Genomic DNA, 19,312 nt, shown 5'->3' on the forward strand with positions numbered 1-19,312 from the left:
TCGGCGGTCGACCTGCGGCGGATGGCGGATGATCGAGGGGAACGGTCGGCCGAGGACGGACGACCGGCGGTCGACGACTCGGGATCGGCCGAGGATGGTCGGGGCCGTTCCGGCGGCCGGCATCCCAGGTCCGCCATCCGAATCCCGCCCCGGGCCCTCCCGGATCGACGTCAGAGCAACTCCGGGAACCCTCCCAGGGCGGCGGCGGCGAAGTCGAGCCAGCGGGCGAGGAGCCAGGGGAGCAGCAGCACCGTGACGGCGGCGACCGCGAGCAGTCGGGCGACGAGGCCGACCGTCGGCTCGTTCATCTGGGTCATCGCCTGGCCGAGGGCCGCGAGGAGCCCGACCACGAGCGCCGCCCCCAGCGGCCCGGCCGCCAGCAGCAAGGCCAGGCGGACCGCCTCCCGGGTCGCGCCGATGAGAACCGCGTCTCCCATGATCATCCTCCGATTTGATCCCGGCAAGCGTGGTCCCGCCCGATCGATCGGTCATCCGCCGCCGGGGGAGCCGACGGCGAAGGTGCGCAGCAGGGCGTCGGCCACCAGCCACCAGCCGTCGGCCAGCACGAAGACCGCCAGCTTCAGCGGCAGGGCCACCTGGGCCGGGGGCAACATGATCAGCCCGGTGGCCGCGAGCACGGCCGAGGCCACCAGGTCGATCACCAGGAACGGCAGGTAGATGACGAAGCCGATCCAGAGCGCCGTCGTCAGCTCGCTGATGAGGAAGGCCGGGGCGACCACGCGGAGCGGCGGCGACGACGAGGCCGACCCCGCCCCCCCCGCCCCCCCCGATCCGCCGCCGACCTCGGCCGCGCGGGCCTCCAGGGCCTCGAGGTATCGGTCGTGCCCGGTGCGGCGGATCTGGTCGAGCATGAAGGCCTTGATCGGCCCGGAGCCGGCCCGCCAGGCCTCCTCGGCCGACAGCTCGCCGTCGGCATAGGGTGCGATGGCGTCCCGGTAGACCGACTCGGCGGCCGGGGCCATGACCATCGCCGTCAGCAGCAGGGAGAGGGCCATGAGCACCTGATTGCCCGGCACCTGGGGGCTGCCGATCGCCTGCCGGAGCAGCAGCAGGACGACATTGATCCGCACGAACGCCGTCGCCATCAGCACCGCGACCGGCGCCAGCGAGACGGCCGCGAACAGGCCGACCGTCCGCGCGACCCGCTCCAGCTCGTCCCGGGCCGGGGGGGCGACGACCGCCTCCCCGGCGCCGGCCGACTGCACGGCGGAGGCCGGGGCGACCGCCTCGTCGAGTTCGATCGACCACCGGTCGAACATCGCCGGGTCGACGCCCATCAGCGAGGGTCCCGCCGGGGAGGGCGGGACGCCGCCCCCCTCGCCGCCGAGGGCGAGGGGCCCCGCCAGCAGGCCGAGCAGGAGCACGCCCGGGCCGATGATGAAGTTGACGGCGGGCCGACGACGGTCGGCGGGCCGATCCTGCGGTCCCGGGGTCGATCGCCTCATCCCTTCCCTCCCGGTCGAATCGGGTCGGCAGGTAACCCCGGGGCCGGTTCGGCGGACGTCTCCAACTCGCCGAGCAGGGCCGGGGGCCCCTGGGAGCCGACGCCGAGGATCAGCGTCCGGTCCCCGGCCCGGAGCAGGTAGACCGCGTGTCGGCCGGTCAGGTGGGCGCGGCCGACGACCCGGAGCGCCCCCGCACCCCCGGCCGGCCGGAGCCGTCCGGAGGCCAGCACCGCGACCCCGAGCACGGCGAGCACGGCGGTCGCCGCGACCCCGATCGACCCGTCGAATCCGATCCCCCCGCCCCCGCCGAAGGCCGGTGCGGGATCCCCTCCCGTCCCCGTCGCCTGGGGGGCATCCTGGGCCCTCGACGGCGACCCGGCGAGGACCAGGGCCGCCGCGAGCACGGCCGGGAGCGCGGCGAGGCGGCGGGGTGCCGAGCCGGGGCCGAGGCCGGGGGACGTTCGGGAGGTCATGAGCATGAGCATGCCGATCGGTGGAAGGGACGATGCATCCCGGTCGGGCCGCGTCCGCCCGGCGCCCGTCCCGGCCGTGGGACGGGCAAGTCGCGCCGCCCGGGGGATCGCCGGGCACCCCGGAGGTCGGTCCTCCGGGCGACCCGGCCTCGCCGGGTCCCGCGCCCGGCTCAGACGAAGACCGCCTCCCGCCCGGCGGGCTCGGGGAGGGTGATCAGGCCCCGGTCGTGGAGCCGCCGGAGGTGCTCGGCCAGCTCGGCCTGGGCGGCCTCGGCGTCGTCCAGGCGGAAGGGGCCGAGCCCTTCCATCGCCGCCCGGAGCGTGTCGGCCGACCCGGGGGGGAGGGCCTCGAGCACCGTGTCCCGGACCGACCGCGCGGCGCCGGCCAGGGCGAGCGCCCAGAGCGGGGCGTCCTCGTCGTGGTAGGAGGACCGGAGGTCCCGGGCGAGGAGCTTGACCACGTCGTCGAAGGAGAACCAGAGCCGCCGCAGGCCGAGGTCGAAGAACTCGCCGAGCACCCGGCGCTGCTCGACCGGGTCGATCCGCTCCAGGCGGGCGATCTCCAGGGTCACCGCCTCGACGGCACCCCGGTCCAGCTCGGCCAGCAGCTTGGAGGCCAGCGGCTGCTCCAGGCTGACGACCAGGATCGCGGCCTTGCGGATCGGCGGGATCGCGTCGGGGTCGGTCGCGTCCTCGGCCGTCTCGAAAAACTGCGTGCTCATGCGTCGACTCCCTGCTCGACCCAGCGTCTCAGCACGGCGGCGGCGGCCGACGGGTCGCGCCGGACCAGCTCCCGGACGCGGTCGGCCGGGCCGGGCGCGTCGTCGTCCCGGAGGTCCGGGAGGTGCGGCCTCGGGGGTTCGGCGGCGGCCGGGGCCGACCCCGGGGGCGGCCGAAGGCCCGGCAGCCATCCCCCGGCGGAGGCGAGCAGCGCCAGCGCCGCCCCGACGCCGATGATCACGGCCGGCGCCCACCAGTACTCCGGCCAGCCCCGGGCCTCCCGGGCCCGGGGGGCGTGCTCGGCCGGCTCGGGGGGCAGCGGCCCCATCAGGATCTGGACCGGGCCGCGCGATTCCTCGGGGATCACGTGCGTGACGATCCGACGGACGTAATCCTCGGTGTAGGAGACGAACCGGTCCAGGACCTCCCGCCTCGGCTGCTTCCCGTCGGCGAAGGCGTCGTGACGGGCCAGGTAATACCCCGCCGGGACCTCGACGAGCACCTTCGCCCGGGGGGCGACCGCCCCGGGCCCCTCGGAGTCCGTCGGGGGCGACGCCCGGGGCGGGGCCGGCCGGGCCAGCGACATCGGCCCGTTGGGCACGACCGCGACGGCCGTCCACCGGGGCGCCTCGGGCTCCTCCCGGGCGGCCGTCGGCCCGGGGGCCCGGGGGGAGGGGCCCGGGGGCCCCTCCAGTGTGACCTCGACCCGGACCCCCTCGACCGACCGGCCCAGCTCCTCGGCGATGGCGGCCTCCCAGCCCCGGGCCCGGGCCTCGGCCTGCATGCTCTGCGCGTATCGATCGTCGCCGGCCTTGAGCAGGGCGTCCCCCTTGGCGTCGATGATGGTCACGTCCTTCGCCTCCAGGCCGGTGAAGGCGGTCACCACGTTGAGGACCCGGCCGACCGTGTCGGGCGAGATCGCCCGGTCCCGGTCGGCCGTCAGGCGGATCCCGGCCCGGGCCGGCTCCGGGTCGGCGAAGGGACGGGACGGGCCCGGGTGCAGCTCGACCTCGGCCGACAGGAGGCCGGGGATCCGCTCCAGGGCCCCCCGGATCTTCGCCGCCTTGGACGTGAGGACCACCTGTGCCCGCTCCCTCGCATCGGCCAGGATGCCCGGCCGGAGCGGGTCGGCGAACTCCCGGCTCAACGGCCGTCGGGCGAGCCCCTCCTGCTCGAGCACCTTCAGCGCCTCGGCCTCCCGGTCGGGCGAGACCCCCAGCCGGCCCCGATCGTCGGGCTCGGCGCCGATCCCCTTGATGGCCAGCGCCCGGTCCAACGCCTCCAGCTCGTCGGGGGCGAAGGATCGGCCGTTGTCGAGCCAGGAGACCCGGGGGGACTCGGGGGAGACCAGGGCCATCCCCGCCGCGGCGGCCAGCGCCGAGGCGACGGCCAGGGCCGCCGCCCTCCTCGACGCGCCCCGGCGATCCCGGAACCACCGGCCGATCGGCCCCAGCCGATCGGCCAGCCGCCCCTTGCCGATCGCCGGGGCCGGACGGGCCCCGACGGCCTCGCGATCCTCGATCCGCATGGTCGCCCCGCTCCTCCGAGCGATCGCCGGGGCCGGCCCGCAGGGCCTCTCGGCCCGGGTCGGTCCGACACCGCCCCTCGCGGCTTCGCCCCCGGGTCCGATCGCGTCGCGACGGCACCCCGGCGGCCCTCCTCCCGAGCGGGCGAGTTATCCGACAATCCCCCGGTCTTGTCAATCTCGGCAGCGTCGCCGACCCGGGGGGGAAATGCGGGCGGGGCGGCCCGCCTCTCGGCGGGTCGCCCCGTGTGGTGTGGGCTCGGGGTGCTCGTCATGATCGACCGATCGGACGGCCGGCGTTCGCCGGCCTCGGGCCGCTTCGGTCACCCGGGATCATCGGCCGATCGGGCCTCAGCGGTTGGTGCCAAACAGCGAGGAGCCGAGGCGGCCGTAGGCGCTGGGGACCACCGGGGCCTCGGGGGCCTCGTCGGTCTCCGGGGCGGCCGGGGTCATGTCGCCGGCGGGGACGGGCTCGGCGCCGTACATCTGGCCGGTCGCCTGGCCGGCACCGTAGGCCTGGCCGGCGCCGTAGACGTCGCCCGAGTACTGGGCGGTGGGGTAGGCCTGCGGGGCGGCTGCGACCTGCGGGCTGGCGTACTGGCCCGAGGGGTAGACGTCGCCGCCGTAGGCATAGCCGCAGTCCTCGGCACCGCCGTGGCCGCAGCCGCCGCCAAGCATGCCCATCAGGCCGCCGCCGCAGCGCTTCTTCTTCAGGACCCACTCGTACTCGAAGCACTTGGGCGGGCACTTGGGCAGCTCGATCTTCGGCAGGCAGATCTTCGGCATGTGCAGCTTCGGCAACTTGAAGCCGCAGTGCTTCGGCTCGGGGGCGCAGTAGTCGGCGACGTAGCCCTGGCCGGAGGGCAGGACGCCCTGGGCGCTGGGGGCGACGTACTGGGGGGCGGCCTGCGGGGTGGGCAGCAGCCCGCCACCGGCCTTGGCGATGCCGCTCGTCGAGGCGAGCGCGAGGGCCAGGCAGACGCTCAGGGTCAGGGGCTTCGACATGGGAGGTAGCACTCCTCAGGAATCTCACCCGATCGGGTCCCGGGCCGCTCGGTCGATCGGCCGTCCCCAATCGGAATTCGTATGACTGGCGCCTCTGCACGGCGGACGTTCCCGGCGTCCGGGGCCGACCGGCCCACCCGTCGAGAGGACACCCCCTTGGGTCTCGATGCTCCCGAGTCCTCGCCGCGGCGTGACCTTGGCGAGCCACCCGTTGTATCGTCATGGCGCGGGGCGCCCTTGAGCACCTTCCCCCTTTTCCTGCAAGGGTTTAGGGCGATCGACCCTGGCGGTCGCCCCGATCCCGAAAGGATGACCGCCTGGGTAAACCCTGATGCCGGAACGACCCTCACGCCCGCGACGACCGCAACCGGAGCCCCTCGCCCATCGGAGAACTCACGCCGATCGGCCCGCCTTGCCCGGCGGGTATCGGGACCCGATCCGGCAAGCTCTCGCACGACGCCCCCCGGGCGAGCCTCGCCCGGGGGGCGCGTCGGCGCGGTACGCCCCCCGAGGCACCCGGGACCGGCGCCGATCGCATCGAGCCCGCCCGAGTCCGGCCGGGGCCGGCGCCCGGACAGGGGCGAAACGACCGGGGCCCGGCGCCCGCGACCAGGTCGCGGGCGCCGGGCCCCTGGGTCAGATCGTGCCGGCCGGGACGACACGGTGATTCGAGATCGCCCGGATCGGCCACCCGGACGCAAGTCTTCCGGGCGATGCGGCCTCAGCGGAGCGGGCCCGTCCCGAGGTCGGAGGCGGGGTCGGCGTCGGCCGAGGCGACCGTGCCGGCGGGCGCGTCGACGCGGAGCAGGACCAGTTCATTGCGGCCCAGGTCGGGCTCCCGGTACAGCTCGGTCGTCAGCCCCCGGAGCGCGGGGGCGAAGCGATCGTAGAGGCGGTCCCGGATCAGGAAGTGGCGCGCCTCCCGGTCGGGGTCGGCGATCCAGCCGAGTAGCACGTCGAGTTCCTGCTGGAGCCGCAGGCCGGGATCCTCGACGAGGGTGCCCTGGCGGGCCTCGACGACCATGTCGTGGGCGTCGTTGGTGCTCGGCTGGCTGCCGGGCACGGGGGCGAGCGCGCGGTCCCGGAGGTAGAACCAGAGCCCCTCGTCCAGTTCGTGGAAGAACAGGACGGTCGACTCGTCGTCGGGGACGAGCCGGTCGATCGTCGCGGCCAGGGGGCGGTGGCTCTGGGAGCCCAGTAGCGGCCGGGCGATCGCCCCGTAGGCGATCAGGACGCCGACGGAGACCGAGGCGGCGATCGGCGCCAGCGCCGTCGCCTCGGCCCCCCTCCTCCAGGCCACGGCCGAGGCGACCACGCCGGCCACCACGACCGCCGCCAGCGCCAGCGACGCCCCGAGGAACTCGGGGGCCCGCTGCGAGACGACCACCGGGGCCGCGCAGGCGACCACGAACAGGACCACCCAGAGCGACTGGAGCATCAGCCTGGGGCCGATCGCCCCGGACCTCGCCTCCCGGGCCATCCGGATCCACCCCGACCCGGCCAGCAGCGCCACCGCCGGCAGGCAAGGGACATAATAATTGGGCTTGGCCACCGACCAGGTGCTGAACATCGCCAGGTTGGCGAACGCCCAGAACCAGGGGAACCAGGGGGTCGACCTCGACGCCCGGCCCCTCGCCGTGAAGGGCACGACCAGGGCCAGGATCGCCAGGGGGGTCCAGGGCATCGCCATCCAGAACCACTCGGCGACCAGGGGGGTCCGCCAGTCGTGGTGCGCCACCCCGGCCGAGCCGACCTTCTGGCCGATTTCCAGCATCCAGACGCTCAGCGCGTCGAACCGGGAGACCAGCACCGGCACCGGCCAGCAGAGGCAGAGGGCGGTCATCAAGGCGACCCCCCGCCAGTCCTGCAGCAGGAGGAGCCCCGCCTTCAGCCGCCTCGAGACGGCGAGGTACGGCACCACCGTCAGCCCGACGAGGACCAGGATCACCGGCCCCTTGGTCAGGAAGCCCAGGCCCAGGCTCGCGTACATCAGGATCGACCAGCCCCGGGGGCCGGGCTCCTCCGATGGCGGCGGCAGGCCAGGCCCGACCCGATCGCCGTGCAGCCGACGCCAGGCGGAATAGAGGGCCAGCGTGGTGAAGAAGGCGAGCGGCCCGTCGTTGCCGGCCTGGCGGTGCTCGGTGATCGCATAGAAGGTCGAGCAATACGCCAACCCCGACGCGATCCCGACCCACCGCCCCCCGAGCCGACGACCCAGGTCGTAGACCAGCAGCGCCACGCCGACGGCCGCCAGGGCCGAGGGGAGGCGGACGATCACCTCGTCGCTGCGGCCGGTCAGCAGCATCAGCGAGGCGCTGGCCCACCTCGGCAGCGGCGGCTTCTCCAGCCGGGGGCGGCCCTGGATCTCGGCGATCAGCCAGTGGCCGTGGTTCACGGTGTCGAGGGACTCGGCGGCGGCGCGCTGCTCGCGCTTGCCCCAGAGGTCCACGGCACCGAGCAGGCCGACGAAGGTCACCAGCGCCGAGGCGAGCAACACCAGCTCGGGCCAGCGCGACCGGACCCGGTGCCCGAAACGAAGCGGCATCGTGAGCAGCCCTCCCTGGCCGTCCCGGCCGTGGCCCGGCCCGCCGCCCGGCGGCGAGGCGCGAAGCAGGCCGGCCTCGATCGATCGGGGACGATAGCCCAACCGGGCCCGACCGGCAACCCGAACCGGCCCGCGTCGGGGCAATCCGGGAATCTCCCGGGGAATTCCGCCGTCACTACCCCGACCGACCCGCAACGCCCCCCGGAGATTGCGCCGATTCGGCCCGGGACGCGCCACTCGGCGTCGCCTCAGCCCGAGTTGACAGGCCCTCCGGCCTTCGGTTATACCCACGCCCCAATCGACCCGTCGTGGGACGGACCTCGGGGCTCCGAGCGTCCGGACCGCCCGGGTCGACGGCGCCCGGGATGCCGGACCATCGGCCTCCCCGAGGCGTCGGAGCGTGCAAGGATGCGCCCGCGGGGGGGCACCAACGGGCACAGGGACGGCCCGGCCCCCTCGCGTCCCCGATCACCCGCCGTCGAGGCGCGGCGAGGGAAGACGAGAGGCCCGGCAGGCACCGCACCGCTCCCATCCGACCCGACCGGCCGAGGCGGGATCCGCCGGGCGATCGAGGCCCGAGCCCCGCTCGCCCCCGGCCCGCTCGCCCCGTCCCGACCGATCGATCGACGCCTCGAGCCCGATACTCGTCCGCCACGGAAGGGGGATGGCCCCATGCGGCTCGCCATGACCAGGATCGTCGCGCCGCCCCGCGCGCCCCACCGCCGGTACGTCCGAGAGCGGACCGAGGTGGACCCCGCGCCCCGGCCGGCCGGCCTCTACCCCGGCGAGCCCGACTCCTGCCGTCGGAGCTTCCGTCTCTTCCTGCCGGTGGCGCTGCAGCTCGGCCTGCTGGTGGCCGTGGCCGAGGTCTACAACCTCGAAGGCCGGGCCTTCCGGCTGCTGCTGGGGATCGCCGCGGCCGCGTTGCCGGCCCATTACCTGCTGCCCTATCGCTACAAGAAGCCGTTCTTCGTGGCCGCCTCGGTCGTGGGCCTGGCCTGGGTCTTCGGCTTGCAGACGACGGCCGTGGTGCTGCCCGCCGCCTTGGGGCTGATCGGCCTCTGCATGGCCCCCCTGCCCTGGCGGGTCCGGGTGGGCGGGGTGGCGGCGGTGGCGATCACGCTCGCCCTGGTCCGGGGCGGGGCGATCGAGGCCGACCTGCCCTCGCCGGTCCTGCCGGTGCTGGGCACCATGTTCATGTTCCGGCTCATCATCTTCCTGTACGAGTTGAAGCACGCCGAGGCGCCCGAGACGCCCGCCGACGTGCTCAGCTACTTCTTCCTCCTGCCGAACTACTGCTTCCTGCACTTCCCGGTGGTCGACTACCGGACGATGCAGCGCGGCTACTTCTCGGGGGAGGTGCACGCCGTCCAGCGCGACGGCCTGCGGATGATCTTCCGGGGCTTCGTCCACCTCCTGCTCTACCGCCTCGTCTACCACGAGCTGCTCATCACCCCCGAGCAGGTCGCCGGCCCGGGGAGCCTGGGGCGTTTCCTGGCCTGCAACTATTTCCTGTATCTGCACGTCTCGGGGCAATTCCACGTCGCCTGCGGGATGCTCCACCTCTTCGGCTTCAAGCTGCCCGAGACGCACCACAACTACCTGCTGGCGACCGGCTTCACCGACTACTGGCGGCGGATCAACATCTACTGGAAGGACTTCATGGTCCGGGTCGTCTTCAACCCGGTCGCCTTCCGCCTCAAGCGGAGGCCCCAGTGGCAGGCGCTGGCCGCGGCGACCTCGGTCGTGTTCGTCGCCACCTGGCTGCTGCACGCCTACCAGTCGTTCTGGCTGAGCGGCTCCTGGCACTTCAGCGTGCCGGACGCCCTGTTCTGGGGCGTCCTCGGCGCGTTCGTGCTGGTCAACGTCCAGCTCGACGCCCGGCGCCCCCGGGCCCGCCGCCTGAAGAAGCCCGCCGACCCGACCCGTTGGCGGTCCGCCCGGGCGGGGCTGATCCGGGGGTCGAAGGTGCTGGGCACCTTCACCACGATCGCCCTGCTCTGGTCGCTCTGGACCAGCCCGAGCCTCGACTCCTGGCTGGCGATGCTCCGCCGGGGCCTGGGGGTCGAGTGACCCTCCCGACCGGCCGCGATCGCTTCCGTCCCCGAACCGAGCCCGACGGCACCATGGCCGCCTCCCGAACCTTCCCCCCCCAGTTCGCCCTGACCGCCGCCCTGCTCGCCTGGGGCCTGGCGCCGGACTCGGTCCGCCCCCGGGCCGCCGACGCCCTGCTCCGATCGGGGAAGAACCGGGCCGACCTCGATCGCCTGGAAGCCGGGTATTATGAGCACCTGCTCGACACCGGCCGACGACTCGACGACGACGCCGTCACGCCCCCCCCGGCCCCGTTCAAGGACGGCCCGCTCGCGATGAAGGTCGAGGACCTCCGGGAGTGCGTCCTCCGTCCCGACCTGGCCACCACCTTCCGGGGCGCCCGCTGGACGACCAACCGGCTCGGCCTTCGGGACGACGGCTGCGAGGCCGGGGATGCGGCGGGCTCGTACCGGGTCGCCGTCATCGGCGACTCGATCGGCGTCGGCTGGGGCGTCCACGACGGCGAGGGGTTCGAGCCGAGGCTGGAACGGGCGCTCGACGCCCGGTCGGCCGACCTCGGGGGACCCCGGGTCGAGCTGCTCAACCTCTGCGTCCCCGGCTACGCCCCCGGCCAGCGTCGGGAGCACCTGGAGCGGCTCGGGTGGTCGTTCGGGCCCGACCTCGTGCTGTACCAGGCGACGGCGGCCGACATCGGTTGGGACGAGCGACGCCTCCGCGCCCTGCTGCCCGGGGGCATCGGCTGGGACGCCCCCATGTACCGGGAGGCGATCGCCTCCGGCGGCCTCCGCCCCGGGGACGGCCCCGACCGGGTCCGGGACGCGCTGAAGCCGAGGCGACTGGACATCCTGGCCGGCGTCTATCGGGCGGTCGTCGCCGACGCGAGGGGCCGGGGCGTGCCGATCGGCTGGGTCCTGCTGCCCCGGGTCGGCCGGCCGATCGACCCCCGGGAGCGTCGATCGCTCGTCGGCCTGGCCACGGTCGCCGGCTTCGACCCGATCATCGACCTGTCCGACGCCTTCGACGGACTCGACCCGCGGTCGATCGCCGTCGGCCCGGACGACTACCACCCGAACGCCGACGGGCACGCGATCCTCGCCCGCCGGCTGGAGGCCGCGCTGGCCACCCGGCCCGGCGTGCCCTGGACCGACCCGACCGAATCGAGCCGGCCCGGATCGGCCGGGGGAGCGACCCGACGATGACCCGGACCTCCGCCTCCCAGGCCCCCCGCGCCTCGCTGCTGACGGCCCTGCTCGCCTCGGCCGCCCTGCTCGCCGCCGGGCTGGCCGACTGGCCCGCCGGCCGGGCCCGGTCGGCGATGCAGTCGCTCCGCTCGGCCGAGCCGAACCGGGCCGACCGGGAGGCCACCGCCGGGGGCTACTACGAGGGGCTCATCAACCGGGGAGCCCCCGAGGATCGCGCCACCGACGAGGTCGCCCTCCGGCTGCTCGGCACCCCCGACCGCTGGGTCAGCTTCCACGACATGGGGGCGACGCACTACATCCCCGACGCCTTCCTCCAGTTCCAGCTCCACCCCGACGTCCGCCGGCCGGTGCTCGACCACGAGTTCACCACCAACGCCCTCGGGCTCCGGGACCGGGACGGCTATACCGTCGAGAAGCCGGAGGGGACGTTCCGGATCGTCCTGCTCGGCTCGTCGATCGACATGGGTTGGGGCGTCGACGTGGAGGACACCTACGAGAACTGGCTGGAGGACTGGCTCAACGCCCGGGCCGAGAAGATCGGGCTCGACCGCCGCTTCGAGATCCTGAACTTCGCCATGGCCGCCTACGGGCCGGCCCAGCGGCTGGAACGCTTCCGGACGTATGCCGCCGGGTTCGACCCGGACCTCGTCCTCTACTCGGGCACGATGCTCGACCCGAGGCTCTCGGAGATCCACCTCTGCGACCTGATCCGCTACCGGGCGGACCCGACCTACGACTTCGTCCGGGCCGTGCTCGACGTCGCCCGGCTGACCGACGAGGACACCGAGCTCGACCCCTCCGGCCAGCTCGAGAGGCGGAGCCGCCTGAAGGCCAAGCTCGCCCCCTACCTCTGGGCGATGGTCGACGGCTCGGTCGGCACGCTCGCGACCGAATGCCGGGCCCGGCACCTGCCGCTGGCCTACCTGGTCGTCCCCCGGGCCGGCCTCTCCGACGTGCCCGGGACCCGGGACCCCGGCGTGAGCCGGCACGTCGAGATCGCCACCCGTCACGGCGTCGACCTGCTCGACCTGACCGGAGCCTTCGACGACGACGACCCCGACGCCCTGGCCCTCGCCCCCTGGGACGACCACCCCAACGCCGACGGCCACCGCCTGATCTTCTATGCCCTGGCCGAGGCCCTGGTCGCCGACCCCGGCCTCTCCCGCCTCCTCTTCGGCGCCGAGGGCGGCGGCCGCGTCCTCCACCCCGGCGAAGGCCCGGTCGCGGCCGAGTCGGGGCGTTGGGGGAGGGGCGGGGGGAGGACACGATGATGAGCGGGGACCGGGAGGTCGATGGCTGATGAGTTCGCCCCCTTCCCCGGCCCGGGCGGCGTGACGCCCTCCCCCCGCCGCCGACCCGATCCAGCCCGGCGATCCCGCGGGACGCCGGCCCGTCGCATTCCACTCGCCCCGATGCCCGTCAACGGATTGACGATCATGCAACCCAGAACGACCCAGCCGCGCACCGCCCCCGCCCGGACCACCCCGGTCACGACCCCGGCCCTCCAGGACGATCGCCTGCGGCCCGACCGCCGCGTCGACCCCGCCCACGCGGCCCACCGACCGGCCCTGGCGCCGAGGGAGACCATCCACCTGGCGCAGTTGCTCGACCGCGCCGCCACCCGGTGGCCCGACCGCCCGGCCGTCGAGGCCGAGGACGGGAGGGTCCTGACCTACGACCAGCTCGACCGGGCCGCCGACCGGCTCGACGCCCGGCTCGCCCGCTACGGGATCGGCCGGGGGGACCGCGTCGGCCTGATGCTGCCGAAGTCCCCCGAGGCGGTGGCCGCGATCCACGGCGTCCTCCGATCGGGCGCCGCGTACGTCCCCGTCGACCCGACCGCCCCCCCGGCCCGGGGGGCCGGGATCCTGGCCGATGCGTTCGTGAAGGCGGTGGTGGTCGACTCCGGGCTGGTCGACGCGCTCCGCTCCTGCTGGCCCGGCCCCGGGCCGATGCCGAAGCTGATCGTCGTGGGCGAGGGGGCCGCCGACCACCCCGACGGCGTCTCCTGGGCCGAGGTCATGGCCGACGAGGCCCCGACCCCCGACCCGTCCCCCCGCTTCGACGGCGACGTGGCGTACATCCTCTACACGTCGGGGTCGACCGGGACGCCCAAGGGCGTGACGCTCTCTCACGCCAACGCGCTCTGCTTCCTCGATTGGTGCGCCTCCGCCTTCGGCGTCGAGCCGGGCCGCCGGTTCGCCTCGCACGCGCCCTTCCATTTCGACCTGTCGGTCTTCGACCTCTACGCCTGCTGCCGGGCCGGCGGGACCCTGGTGCTCGTCGGCGAGGGCCTGGGCAAGGACCCGGCCCGCCTCGGCGATTTCCTGACCGACCGCGCCATCGACGTCTGGTACTCGGCCCCGTCGATCCTCGCCCTGCTCTCGGAGTACGGCCGGATCGACCGGCCGGGGCTGACCCCGCCGAGGCTCGTCCTGTTCGCGGGCGAGGTCTTCCCGATCGCCCACCTCCGCCGGCTCCGGAGGCTCTGGCCGTATGCGACGCTCTGGAACCTCTACGGCCCGACCGAGACGAACGTCTGCACCGCCCACCGCATCCCCGAGGCCATCGCCGACGACCGGGACGAGCCCTTCCCGATCGGCCCGGTCTGCCCGCCGCTGCGGGCCCGGGTGGTCGACGAGCAGGGGGACGACGTGCCCGACGGCGACGAGGGGGAGCTGCTCATCGCCGGCCCCGGCGTGATGCGCGGCTACTTCGGCCGGGACGACCTGACGGAGGCCGCCTTCATCGAGTCGGTCGACGGCACCCGCTGGTATCGCACCGGCGACCTCGTCTCGGATCTCGGGGGCGGCTGCTTCTCCTACCACGGCCGCCGGGACCGCATGGTGAAGAAGCGCGGCTACCGGATCGAGCTGGGCGAGATCGAGGCCGCCCTGCACCGCCTCGACGGCGTCTCCCGGGCCGCCGTCGTCGCCACCCCGACCGCCGAGGGGCTGGTCATCTCGGCCTTCGTCGCGATGAAGGCGGGGCAGAAGGGATCGATCATCGCGCTGAAACGCCATTGCGCCTCGGTGCTCCCGTCCTACATGATCCCCGACGCGATCCGATTCCTCCCGTCGATCCCGTCGACCTCGACCGACAAGGTGGATTATCCCCACCTCGGGGCCCTCGCCTCGGGCCCCGAGCCGGAGGCCGCCTGAGCGGATCGGGCGGGATCCGGGGGCAGAGCCGATCACCCCCGTCGGCGGAGGCATCCCGGATGAGGCGGGGCGGGCGGCCGACGCCGGATGGCGGGCGGGGGATGCCCCACTCCGGTCCGATCGCCCCCCCCGGACGGGCCGATCCCTTCCCGAGTTCCTCGCCGCGACGCTTCGAGTCCTGGCCGCCCATGCCCGGGATCGAGAACCCGGATTCCTCCCCGACCGAGGTCCCCGTGCGTCCGATCCCGCGACACCTCACCAGCTGGAAGCCCTGGTTCTACCGGGCGATGCTCCCGGCGCTCCGCCGGCTCGGCCCCGAGGGGTGCGACGCCGCCCTGGTCGCCGTCGGCCTCGTGCTGGGGACCGTGCCGGGGCGGCGGGGTCGGATCGACCGCCGGTTGCGGTCGGCGCGGTCGGCGCTCGGGTGTGTCTGGGACCTCGAGGTCGCCCGGTCGGGCCTGGCCGGCAACCTCGCCCGGTTCGCCGCCCGGGACTGCACCCTGGAGGGCCTGGCCGACGACGAGGCGATCGCCCGGTTCGACGTCGACGGGGCCGGGCACCTCGACGCGGTCCTGGCCGATGGCCGGGGGGCGATCCTGCTCGGCGGCCACTTCGGCGCCTATCTCTCGGCGATGCACTGGCTCGTCCGACGACGGGTGCCGATGCGGGCGATGGTCCAGCGGCCCCGGCACGTCTCGGCCGAGCTGGCCCGCTGGTTCGACCGGGCGGGCACGGCCGGGGATCCCGACTCCCTCGGCCGACACCCACAATCCGGGTTCTTCCTCCGCCGGTCGATGCCCCCGGGAGAGGGGGTCCTCCGGGTGCTCCGGGCCCGATCGGCGCTGCGCGAGGGGATGGCGATCTTCATCAATGGCGACGTCGCCTGGGACGCCGGCTGCGCCCGCCCCGGTCGGCTGCTCGGCCGGGAGTCGAACTACCAGTCGGCCTGGGCCGACCTGGCCGCCATCACCGGGGCGCCGGTCCTGCCGGTCTTCTGCTCCCACCGGCCCGGCGGCCGGTTCTCGATGACGATCGACCCGCCCTGGTCCCTTTCGGCGGGCGATCAGCAACGCGCCGTCGACCGCTACCTCTCCCGGCTCGAATCGGCCATCGCCGCCGAGCCGGCCGAGGCGATCGCCCACCTGCTCTGGGCCTCCTCCCCCCTTGCCGTCCTCGGTGACCGTCCCGTTGGCCGCCCCGCGAGGCCCGTGCCCTCGGCCAAGCCTCGGGTTCGGGTGCGAGGGCGGGTCGGCCCGGATCGGGCCCCGTCACCGCTGCGCTGACGGACCGGGCTGCGCCGACGGACTGGGGCACGCACGGTCCGATTCGGCGACTCGGCCTCGCAAGAACGTCCGGGCATCGCTCCTCCTCGGCCTCGCCGCCTGCCTCCGGGTCCTCCCGCAGGGACGCGTCCTCCCGGCACGCACAGCCTGACGGGAAGATCGGGAACGGGCGGGTAGGATCAAGACACCGACCGATTCCTGACGATTTCACAGGAGCGACGGGCGGCGAGGGGAATTCGGGCCGGGGGAAGTGGAGGGCGTCACGACATGCTGCCGACCGTACTCCTGCCGACGCTTCTGTGGCTGGGCCAGTCTCCCGGCATCACGTTCCTCGCACCCGTCCCGCCGGGTCCACGGCCCGACTACGCCCGGCCCGTGGTGCAGTCGGACCGGGCGGTGGTCCCGGAGACGGTGGCCGGCTGCATCCACCGGCCGGCGGAGTTACCGTTCAACCCGGAGCAACTCGACCGGGCGGCGATGCGGATCCTCCAGCTCATCAAGTGGAGCCGCCTCCGGGAGGCGAAGCACTTCGCCTCGCTCGGATCTCCGGCCGCCCCGGACCGACGCCTGATCCCGAGGCGGCCGCCCTCGCCCGAGGAGCGCCTCCGGCTGAGGGCGATCGCCGCCGCGATCGACGAGCACTGGAAGTACTTCGAGGCCAGGCTCTACGAGGTCCGGATGTTCCGCCACCGCCCCGAGGAGGGTCAGCTCGCCTGCCGACGGGCCGCCGAGGCCTGGGACGCCCTGCTCGGCCTGATCCGGCAGCACCCCGATCCCCTGCCGCCCGACCTGGTGAAGGAGTTCGAGGCGGTCGACGCCCTGGTCGCCGTCATCCGGGCCTCATCCATCTAGCCACTTCCCATCTTATCTAGATCCCCGGCCCAATCGAATCATCTGCCGACGTCGATAAAACGCAACGCCGCGGGGCGGCAAAGTCTGCCGGCTGCGTCCAGGACTGCATGGTGACACGTAGGGAAGCTGGCGTCCCCCCGACATCGTGAGCGTGCCGGGTTTCCCTCGCCGAATCACCCCCGACGCAGATGGCCCCCGGGCTCGGCCCGGGGGGCCCGATCGCGCTTGGGCCACGGCAGGAAATCGGGGCGGGATGGGGCGCCTGGCCCGGCTTTGAGACGCAGCAAGGAGCAAGCTCTGATGCAGTTTGAAACGATGGCCCCCCGCCTCAGCGGCGGGGGTACGATGTCCCTGGTCCGCGCCCTCGCCCTCGCGGCGGTCGCCCTGGCGATGGCCGCCGCCCCGAGGCCGTCGGCGGCCGATCCCTTCCGGTTCGCGCAGTTCGATCCCCTGGTCGGTCAGGACCAGAACGGTCAGCCGATCTACAACCTGAGCTATCGCGATTCCGGCTCCGGCGGCAAGGAGTTGGTGACCACCTCCTACCCGAGCGGCGCCCGGGCCGTGGTCCCGGTGGCCTTCGAGTTCACCGCCTTCGACTCGATCCTGCCCGCGGCCCTGCAAGGCAGGCTGGACGCGACGCTGGACATCGACATCGACCTGGCCCCCGGCATCTCGGGCACGACCCGGCTGTCGCAGGCCATCACGTCCGGGACGATCACCGTCCGCCTGGACTCCCCATACCTCGGCCAGGATCTGCTGCTGAAGGCCGTCTTCACCGGCGGAGAGATCACCGGCCGGCCCGGCGCCACAGCGGGCTTGTCCGACGTCTCCGTGACCGCCGGGGACGCAATCACCTTCTCCTCGGACTTCCTCGATTTCTCCCAGGCCACCACCGAGGGGATCACGCTCGACCTCAACCCCCTGTTCCCGAGCCTCCAGAAGTTCGGCGCCAACTCGTTCCGGGACTTCCGGGCGACCGGCTCGGGCCAGTTCTCGCTCGACGGCCGGGTCACCCTCCAGTCGGTCCCCGAGCCGTCGTCGATCGCTCTGCTCGGCCTGGCCGGCGCCCTCGGCGGGCCGGTCGCGCTGGCGCGGCTCCGACGACGGCGCTGAGGATGCCCGTCGCCGCCAGTCGGGGCGGACCCCCTCCGGCAGCGGCCGGCGGGCGTCCCGCCCCGTCCGTCGTCGGCCCCCGGAGCCGCCCGATCACCGGCTCCCGGTCCGGGGATCGGGCGACGCCCCCCCGGGTCCCGGCCCGTCGATCATCGGCGGGCGGTCGTGACCGGCCTCCGGCCCGAGACGACCGCCGCCAGCCGATCGGGGTCGGGCCGCAGCTCGACGGCGATCATGCGATCCCGCTCCCCCTTGCGGGGGTGGACCGAGGCGGCCTGGTCGATCACCCGGATCTCCCCCATCCGGCCCAGCGGCCCCAGGATCAGCCTGGGGCCGACGACATACACCGGGCCCCGTCGCTCGACGCCCGTCGAGGCCGCCAGCCGATCGGCCAGCGATCGGGGGTCGTCGTGCCTCCGGACCGGGATCGGCAGGTAGTAGGTCACCTGGGGGTCGGGGATGGCGACCACCGACAGGTCGGCCCCGGCCGGGAGGCTCGCCGAGAGCCGGAGGGCCAGGTCCGACTGACCCCGGTAGTCGTCGAACCCCGGCATCGCCAGGGAATGCACGGCGACGAACGCCGCCCAGGCCGTCGCGAAGATCCCGGCCGTCGCCACGCCCGGGCGCCCGGCCCTCCGCCATCGCTCGGCGATCGTCAGCCCCAGGCCGACCAGCCCGGCCACGGCCCCGACGGCCAGGACCAGCCTCGACCCCGATCGCATCCCCGCCAGCCCGGCCGAGAACCCGGCCAGCGCCAGGATCGGCAAGGTCGGCCGGAGCCGGGACCGGAGCCGGGACCAGCGTCCCCCCTGCTCCGCCGAGACGAGCCGGGACAGGCCGATCGCCGCCCAGATCGACAGCGGGGGCAGCGCCGGGATGATGTAATGCTTGTGCTTCCACGCCGAGAGCGAGAGCACCAGCGCCATCCCCAGGGACCAGCAGGCCAGCAGCCTGCCCCGCCCCCCCCGGCCCTCGCCCGACCGCCAGGCCGACGCGATCCCCGCCGCGGCGACGGGCGTCCAGGGCAGGGTGAGCCAGAGGGACGTATACAGGTAGAAGAACGGGTCCTTGCCGCCCCCGGCGAGGTCGCCGCTGAAGCGCTCGACGTTGTGCCGCCACCAGACGTCCAGCAGGCCCGGCTCACGGAGCATCGCCGCCGCCGGCCAGGCGAGGATCAGGGCGAGCATCACCCCCCAGCCGATCGGGTCGAGCAGCAGCCGCCAGGGGGCCCATCGCCGCTCGACGATCGCGAACAGCCCGCCGCCGGCGGCGACCAGCGCCGGGCCGATCGGACCCTTCACCAGGAACGACAGCCCCGCCGCCCCGAAGTAGAGCAGCGTCCAGGATCGGGCGGGGCGATCTCGACCGACCACGCCGACGGCGAAGCTCGCCATCGCCGCACTCACGGCGGCGCAGAGCATCATGTCCGCCTCGGCCAGCCTGCCCTGCATGAACACGTAAATCGAGCTGGACTGGACCAGCCCCGCCAGCAGCCCGACCCGGCCGCCGAACCACCGGGCGGCCAGGGCGGCGACGACCAGCGAGGTGGCCACGGCCGACAGCGCCGCGGGCATCCGCGCCGCCCACTCCGCCTCGGTGCCGAAGGCGGCCATCGAGGCGGCGATCGACCAGTGCATCAGCGGCGGCTTGTCCCAGAGCGGCCGGCCCATGATCCGGGGGACCAGCCAGTCCCCCGAGCGGAGGAACTCCCGGGCCGGCCCGGCGAAGTTGACCTCGTGGAAGGTCAGGGCCCAGGGCCTGCCCGGGTTCACCAGCAGGATCGACACCCCGTAGGCCGCGACCGCCGCCGTCGCCCACCCCCAGGGGAGGCCGCGGGCGTCGGGGGCGTTCGCCGGTCCCTCGGGATTGCTCGGCTTCATGTCGCGGTCATCCTCGGCCGTGACGGCACCGA

The 19,312-nt window shown here is 74.3% G+C and carries 15 protein-coding genes; 7 read left to right on the top strand and 8 right to left on the bottom strand.

All coding sequences use genetic code 11. The features are described from left to right. Nucleotides 1-170 precede the first annotated feature (170 nt). From ElP_RS32430 to ElP_RS32460, 7 genes are all read right to left on the bottom strand, one after another. A complete protein-coding gene (locus tag ElP_RS32430; protein ID WP_145277377.1) occupies nt 171-437 on the bottom strand; it encodes a flagellar biosynthetic protein FliQ in 267 nt (88 codons plus the stop codon). Between the two features lie 51 nt (nt 438-488). After that, nucleotides 489-1,466, bottom strand: a complete 978-nt coding sequence (locus ElP_RS32435; protein WP_231749344.1) for a flagellar type III secretion system pore protein FliP — start codon at nt 1,464-1,466, stop codon at nt 489-491. Continuing rightward, complete coding sequence (locus tag ElP_RS32440) at nt 1,463-1,945, bottom strand: flagellar biosynthetic protein FliO (RefSeq protein WP_197446542.1); 483 nt, start codon at nt 1,943-1,945, stop codon at nt 1,463-1,465. Before ElP_RS32440 ends, ElP_RS32435 begins: the two co-directional genes overlap by 4 nt. A 164-nt stretch (nt 1,946-2,109) precedes the next feature. After that, nucleotides 2,110-2,661, bottom strand: coding sequence for a FliG C-terminal domain-containing protein (locus ElP_RS32445; RefSeq protein WP_145277381.1), 552 nt, complete (start codon nt 2,659-2,661; stop codon nt 2,110-2,112). Beyond that, nucleotides 2,658-4,187, bottom strand: a complete 1,530-nt coding sequence (locus tag ElP_RS32450; RefSeq protein WP_145277383.1) for a hypothetical protein — start codon at nt 4,185-4,187, stop codon at nt 2,658-2,660. The genes ElP_RS32445 and ElP_RS32450 overlap by 4 nt, the downstream gene beginning before the upstream one ends. Before the next feature lie 348 nt (nt 4,188-4,535). Then, nucleotides 4,536-5,189 carry a hypothetical protein gene (locus tag ElP_RS32455; protein ID WP_145277385.1) on the bottom strand — a complete coding sequence of 218 codons (654 nt, stop codon included), beginning with the start codon at nt 5,187-5,189 and terminating at the stop codon, nt 4,536-4,538. Between the two features lie 721 nt (nt 5,190-5,910). After that, on the bottom strand, nt 5,911-7,734 hold the full coding sequence (locus tag ElP_RS32460) for an ArnT family glycosyltransferase (RefSeq protein WP_145277387.1): 1,824 nt from the start codon (nt 7,732-7,734) through the stop codon (nt 5,911-5,913). Nucleotides 7,735-8,406: 672 nt separating this feature from the next. Here ElP_RS32460 and ElP_RS32465 point away from each other — a divergent pair. The 7 genes from ElP_RS32465 to ElP_RS32495 all read left to right on the top strand — a co-directional run bounded on the left by ElP_RS32465 (nt 8,407) and on the right by ElP_RS32495 (nt 17,400). After that, nucleotides 8,407-9,807 carry a hypothetical protein gene (locus ElP_RS32465; RefSeq protein ID WP_145277389.1) on the top strand — a complete coding sequence of 467 codons (1,401 nt, stop codon included), beginning with the start codon at nt 8,407-8,409 and terminating at the stop codon, nt 9,805-9,807. Nucleotides 9,808-9,860: 53 nt separating this feature from the next. After that, nucleotides 9,861-10,988 carry an SGNH/GDSL hydrolase family protein gene (locus tag ElP_RS32470; protein WP_145277391.1) on the top strand — a complete coding sequence of 376 codons (1,128 nt, stop codon included), beginning with the start codon at nt 9,861-9,863 and terminating at the stop codon, nt 10,986-10,988. Beyond that, nucleotides 10,985-12,262 carry an SGNH/GDSL hydrolase family protein gene (locus tag ElP_RS32475; RefSeq protein ID WP_145277393.1) on the top strand — a complete coding sequence of 426 codons (1,278 nt, stop codon included), beginning with the start codon at nt 10,985-10,987 and terminating at the stop codon, nt 12,260-12,262. The genes ElP_RS32470 and ElP_RS32475 overlap by 4 nt, the downstream gene beginning before the upstream one ends. Nucleotides 12,263-12,427: 165 nt before the next feature. Further along, nucleotides 12,428-14,152, top strand: coding sequence for an amino acid adenylation domain-containing protein (locus tag ElP_RS32480; RefSeq protein ID WP_145277395.1), 1,725 nt, complete (start codon nt 12,428-12,430; stop codon nt 14,150-14,152). Between the two features lie 233 nt (nt 14,153-14,385). Beyond that, on the top strand, nt 14,386-15,435 hold the full coding sequence (locus tag ElP_RS32485) for an LpxL/LpxP family acyltransferase (protein ID WP_197446543.1): 1,050 nt from the start codon (nt 14,386-14,388) through the stop codon (nt 15,433-15,435). Nucleotides 15,436-15,702: 267 nt separating this feature from the next. Next, nucleotides 15,703-16,287, top strand: a complete 585-nt coding sequence (locus ElP_RS32490; RefSeq protein WP_145277399.1) for a hypothetical protein — start codon at nt 15,703-15,705, stop codon at nt 16,285-16,287. A gap of 300 nt (nt 16,288-16,587) precedes the next feature. Further along, complete coding sequence (locus ElP_RS32495; RefSeq protein WP_145277401.1) at nt 16,588-17,400, top strand: PEP-CTERM sorting domain-containing protein; 813 nt, start codon at nt 16,588-16,590, stop codon at nt 17,398-17,400. Between the two features lie 149 nt (nt 17,401-17,549). On the opposite strand, the gene ElP_RS32500 is transcribed toward ElP_RS32495, so the two are convergent. Beyond that, nucleotides 17,550-19,280, bottom strand: coding sequence for an ArnT family glycosyltransferase (locus ElP_RS32500; protein WP_145277403.1), 1,731 nt, complete (start codon nt 19,278-19,280; stop codon nt 17,550-17,552). Nucleotides 19,281-19,312: the final 32 nt, after the last annotated feature.

The organism is Tautonia plasticadhaerens, from assembly GCF_007752535.1.
Lineage (GTDB): Bacteria > Planctomycetota > Planctomycetia > Isosphaerales > Isosphaeraceae > Tautonia > Tautonia plasticadhaerens.